The organism is Stieleria sp., from assembly GCF_041595215.1.
Classification (GTDB): Bacteria; Planctomycetota; Planctomycetia; order Pirellulales; family Pirellulaceae; genus Stieleria; species Stieleria magnilauensis.
In genome coordinates, this window is record NZ_JBFHKV010000513.1 from 1 (window position 1) to 5,813 (window position 5,813).

Annotated in this window: 2 protein-coding genes and 1 pseudogene; all 3 read left to right on the forward strand. The window is 58.7% G+C overall.

The window, feature by feature from the left end; genetic code table 11:
• Positions 1–1,966 (forward strand): DUF1553 domain-containing protein (locus ABX749_RS19060; RefSeq protein WP_372897360.1); only part of this gene is annotated, 1,966 nt, incomplete at its 5' end.
• A gap of 76 nt (positions 1,967–2,042) precedes the next feature.
• A complete protein-coding gene (locus ABX749_RS19065; protein WP_372897361.1) occupies positions 2,043–3,512 on the forward strand; it encodes a DUF1501 domain-containing protein in 1,470 nt (489 codons plus the stop codon).
• Positions 3,513–4,554: 1,042 nt separating this feature from the next.
• Positions 4,555–5,813: pseudogene (locus tag ABX749_RS19070) on the forward strand (hypothetical protein); the annotation flags it as partial.

Here is a 5,813-nt window from a genome sequence, read left to right on the forward strand (position 1 = left end):
TCAGGGCGAGGTCATCCACGCGCGCACCGGCGACGTCGCGCCGCCGAGTTTCCCGTACGATGTGCCCTGCGAAATGCCCGATGAAGGCACTCGTCGGGAAAAGCTGGCGGCCTGGATGACCGACGCCGACAACCCGTACTTTGCCCGCAGCTTCGTCAATCGTCTGTGGGGCTATCTGTTGGGCGTCGGATTGATCGAGCCGATCGATGACATTCGTGCCGGCAATCCGCCGACCAACCCCGAATTGCTGAATCATCTGACCGACCAGTTCGTCGCGTCAGGGTTTGATGTCCGCGCCATGTTGCGGCAAATCTGCAACAGCCGCACGTATCAATTGAGTGTCGCGACCCACCCGATGAACGAAGACGACACATTGAACTACGCGCGTGCGATGCCACGGCGTCTGCCGGCCGAAGTCATTTACGACGCCGTGCACGCGTTGACCGGCGCCGAGAGCAACATCCCCGGAATGCCCAAAGGCACGCGCGCCGCTGCCGTCACCGACTCGGGCGTCAAACTCAATGACGGCTTCTTACAGAACCTGGGACGCCCGGTCCGCGAAAGCGCCTGTGAATGCGAACGCTCCAGCGAATTGCAACTCGGCCCGATCATGGCCTTGATCGGTGGGCCCACGGTAGCGACCGCGATCGCCGACCCCAAGAACGAACTAGAACGCATCGTCCAAGAAAATCCGGACGACCGCGAACTGGCCACGGAAATCTTCCTCCGCTCGATCGGTCGACCGCCCAGCGAAACCGAACTCGCGGCGTTCGATCAAATCAAGCAACAGATCAAGATCGATCACGAACTGCTCGAGAAAGAACTCGCTGCGAAAGAAATCGAGTGGGCCGAGCGGAAGCAAGAATTGGAACAGATCCGCGAGGCGAAACTTGCCGAAACCAACACGCAATTGGCCGCTCGGATCGAAGCCGCCAAACCGGAACAAGAACGCCTGGCCAAAGAGCGTGAGGCACGAATCGAAAAGGCCACCAAGGCGCTCGAAGACGTCAACAAGCAGTTGGCCGAAAAGGTGAAGCAGTGGGAAACCGAACACGCCGCGGCGGTCGAGTGGCATCCGCTGCGACCTTCCAAAGCGGTCTCGACCAACAAAGCCAAGTTGGTCGCCGCGGAAGATCGCTCGATCACCGCCAGCGGTCAAACCGGCAAGGCGGTCTACACGATCGAGTATCCGACTTCACTGAAAAATATCACCGGATTCCGCTTGGAAGCCCTCTCGGATCCGTCGTTGCCAAGCAACGGTCCCGGTTTGCCGCCCAACGGAAACTTTGTGATCACCGAATTCGAAATCAAGGTCGCATCCAAGTCCGATCCCAAAACGTTCGCGGATGTGTCGATCGAAAGCGGCAAGGCAGATTTCTTGCAACCGAGCTTTACGATCGAAGCGACCTTTGACGGCAACAAACGTGGACAGGGCGGATGGGCGGTGGCCGGTGCGACCGGTGTCGATCACTGGGCCACGTTCAAGCTGAAGCAACCGATCAATCATCCCGACGGCTGCGTGCTGCAATTCCAGATCCACCAGTTCCACAACGCCGCCGACCACCAGTTGGGCAAGTTCCGCATCAGCGCGACGACCGACACCGGCGAGATTCCATTGGACCTGCCCGAAACGTTTCGTGCCATCGTCGCGACACCGGACGCCGATCGCGACGAGACGGCGAAACAGAAGTTGATCGATTACGTCGGCAAGACCGACCCGGATCGAACCAAGGCCGAAGCCGCGTTGGCCGAGGCCCGGAAAGCAGTCCCCCGCGACGCCGAAACGGTTCGGTTGGAGCAACGTCGCGACGCATTGTCCGTCGCAACGCCCGATGATGCTCGAATCATTCGGCTGCGAAATGACGTCGCGCAAAGTAAACAGCAAGTCGAACGGTTACGTTTGACGGCGGCAGAAGACCTGACGTGGGCACTGATCAACAGCCCCGCCTTTTTGTTCAACCACTAACCTGGCCCGGATTGTTTCGACACACGTTCGGTGCCAAACCGCCGACCAACCCACACTCGCTTCGGAGAACCCCATCATGCTTTCGTTCAAAGGCTTCGCCGCCAAAGACCTTTGCGATCCCCATCTGGCTCCGTCTCGCCGCACGTTCTTGCGTGTCGGCGGCTGCGGAATGTTGGGGTTGTCGCTGCCCTCGTTGATGCAGCTCGAAAACGCCTCGGCCGGTGAAGTGCTCGGCGGCGGTCCCGGTTGGGGCAAAGCCAAGAGCATCATCATGGTGTATTTGCAAGGCGGTCCCAGCCACTTGGATCTGTGGGATCCCAAGGAAAATGTTCCCGACAACGTCAAAAGCCAGTTCCAACCGATCAGCACCAAGATCCCCGGGATCAAGTTCACCGAGAATCTGCCGCAGTTGAGTCAACTGAACGATCGATTCACCATGATTCGGTCGATGTCGTACACGCCCAACGGCCTGTTCAACCACACCGCGGCGATTTACCAGATGATGACGGGCTACACGACCGACAAGGTCAGCCCGTCGGGACAGCTGGAACCGCCTTCGCCGAAAGACTTCCCGAATTTCGGCAGCAACATCGTCAAGATGCAGCCGGTCGACGAACCGATGTTGCCGTTCGTCATGTTGCCGCGGCCCCTGCAAGAATCCAACGTGGTCGGCAAAGGCGGGACGGCCGGATTCTTGGGCAAGTCCTATGACCCCTACACGCTCTATCCAGATGGCGATGATCTGGACATGAGCAAGATGAACCGCATCAAGATCGATGACCTGAAACTGCGACCGGAAGTGTTTAGCGTGCGGTTAAAACGGCGGGCGCAATTGCGCAATTTGCTCAACGCGCAAATGCCGGAGATCAACAAGGCCGTCGAGAGTTTCGAGTTGGATGAATACTACGACCGAGCGTTGTCGCTGATTGTTTCCGGTCGGGCACGCGAGGCATTTGACTTGGCCAGTGAACCGGATGATCTGCGCGACAAGTATGGCCGCAACACGTTCGGCCAGAGCTGTTTGCTCGCCCGACGCCTGGTCGACGCCGGGACCCGTGTCGTCGAAGTCATTTGGCCCAAGGTCGCCAACAGCGACAACCACTCGTGGGACCATCACAGCGGATTGAGTAAGCGGATGAAAGAACAATCGGCGCCGATGCTGGACGCCGGATTGTCGACGCTGATTGAAGATCTGGATGACCGCGGCATGTTGGAAGACACACTGGTCGTTGCCGTCGGTGAATTCGGTCGCAGCCCACAGCGTGGCGTCAGCACCAGTGGCAACAACAACTCCGACGACGGACGCGACCACTGGCCGTACTGCTACACGGCCGTCATGGCGGGTGCCGGAACCAAACGCGGGTACGTGCACGGCAAGAGTGACAAAACTGCCTCGGCCCCGCTGGAAAACCCGGTCCACCCGGCCGAGTTATTGGCCACGATCTATCACAGTTTCGGCATTCATCCCGAAACGATCGTCTACAACCACCTCAACCAGCCGAGAGAATTGGTCAAGGCGCAGGCGTTGACGGCGCTTTTGAGCTAGGGCGGGGAGTGGTTCCCCGCGGCGAGGGCAACGCTGCGCAGCGACTATGTCCTGCGTTTGACGGGGTGATAGCCGCAGGGTGCAAGCCCAATGTCATTGAGTTAAGAAGCGAAAATGAATCACCATGGCTCCCCTCTCCCCCCAATTCCTGGCGAGCCTAAGCGAGTCAGGAAGTGGGGGAGAGGGGCTGGGGGAGAGGGGCATCTATTCTGTGCGCCGTTGTTGATTGCGGCAACGGTACGCTCTCGAACCCCGGTTGGATCTGGCGGTATGTCGTACCCAAGAAGGCGAACTGCTTCCAATCGACCTAGTAGCAATCAACGGTGTATCGCCCATCGGATACTCACTTCGAAACTCTCCTCCGGCGCAACCGCAATTGCGCACATCTGCTAAACCGAGTTTTCAAATTCATTCGATCGATTGCGCTGATCACGAGCAAACTCGGTGGCCTTGTGATTGCATCGTCGTTTCGGCATGCGGATTCCCCCTCACCCCCTGCCCCTCTCCCCCAAACAAACCTCTCCTAATCGCAGCGTTTCCGCTTTTAGAAATCACATGACACGCATGATCCATCCGAATCAGCCACGAGGCTTGTTCGGGGGAGAGGGGAGCCATTTTTCAGTAGGTCGCTTCTCTCCCACAAATCGTGGAAAAGCTTGCTTGTCGATTTGTGGGGGAGAAGCATTGGGGACGCTCCCCGCGCGTGAAACTTCACACATCACCTATTTCCCACCACGACTTTTTCCCCGCGACGGAAGTTTTTACAGGCGGGTTTGAAAATCGTTCTACGCGTCCGGCGTTTCTGCCGGTTGCCGTTTGATCACTGCGATTGAATTTTCACTCGGCAATTCACGGTGATTTCTGGTCCTTCGCTTTTTTCGACGCCGTGATTGGTCCGGTCGATGCATCCCTCGTCGCGTCAATGCCCGCCGGCATTTGAATCCATCACGATTCCCGGCGGGCTCACGTTTTGAAACGCGATCGCACTGCACGGGCAGGCCGGGTTTCAATGCATCACACCTTGATCGAAGGATAAAAAGGTATGAAACGTTTGAGTGTACAGGCTCTGGAAAGCCGAAAGCTGTTGGCTGCCGATATCGGCGTTGTGGACACGACGCTGTATATCGAAGGCACCGGCGGCAATGACATCGCGGAAGTCTACACGGTGGAAAACTCTGTCGTCGTCAAACTGCAAACCCAAGACGCCGACGGCCAAGTCGCGTCGATGGAGCAGAGTTTTGACGCGGAGTTGATCGATGGCATCATCTTCGAAGCGTTGGGCGGCGATGACTTGCTGGTCAATGACACGTCGTTGGATTCCATCATGCGAGCCGGTGGCGGAAACGATGTCGTCCTGGGCGGTTCGGGTCGCGACATCTTGGTCGCCGGAGGGGGCGACGATGTTGTGCTCGGCGGCGGTGGCGACGACGTGATCTTGGGCGGTCCCGGTGACAACGTGATCATCGACTCGACCGGCGACGCACCGACCGACACGGTCGTGGAAGAGGACACGATCGTCGACGAGACAACCGACGCGCCGTTGGCCGAAGACTCCGATGACCAAAGCTCCGATGTCGATGACACACCCCTGGGTGATCTGTTGACCAGCGACGACTCGGAATCACAGGACTGCGGTGGGGAACCGGCCGCGGAGGCCGATTCCGACACCACCGCCGATCTGAATCCGGATGAAGCCGTCGGCATCCTCGGTCAACCCGATGCCGAAGACGGAGACTCCAGCGACGACGCCATCGAGCCTGCCGGCGAAGTCACCGGGGAACCTGTTGATGAAGTCACGGTCGACCCCGTCGATGAGGTTGCCGTTGATCCTGTCGATGAGGTTGCCGTTGATCCTGTCGATGAGGTTGCCGTTGATCCTGTCGGCGAAGTGAGCGGTGAACCTGATGGTGAGGTCACGGTTGAACCGACCGATGAAGTCACCGACGAACCCGTTGAGGAGGTCGCCGTTGACCCGACCGGCGAAGTCACCGATGAACCTGTTGCTGAGGTCACCGTTGAACCGACCGACGAAGTGTCCGACGAACCCGTTGGTGAAGTCGCCGTTGAGCCGACCGATGAGGTCACTGGCGAAGTGACTGGCGAAGTGACTGGCGAAGTGACTGGCGAAGTGACTGGCGAAGTGACTGGCGAAGTGACTGGCGAAGTGACTGGCGAAGGTGGCGACGATGCCACCGGCGAAGTCTCCGGTGAAGTGGATGGCGAAGTCTCCGGTGAAGTGGATGGCGAAGTCTCCGGTGAAGTGACCGGTGACACCTCCGAGACTCCCGAGTCACAGTCGGA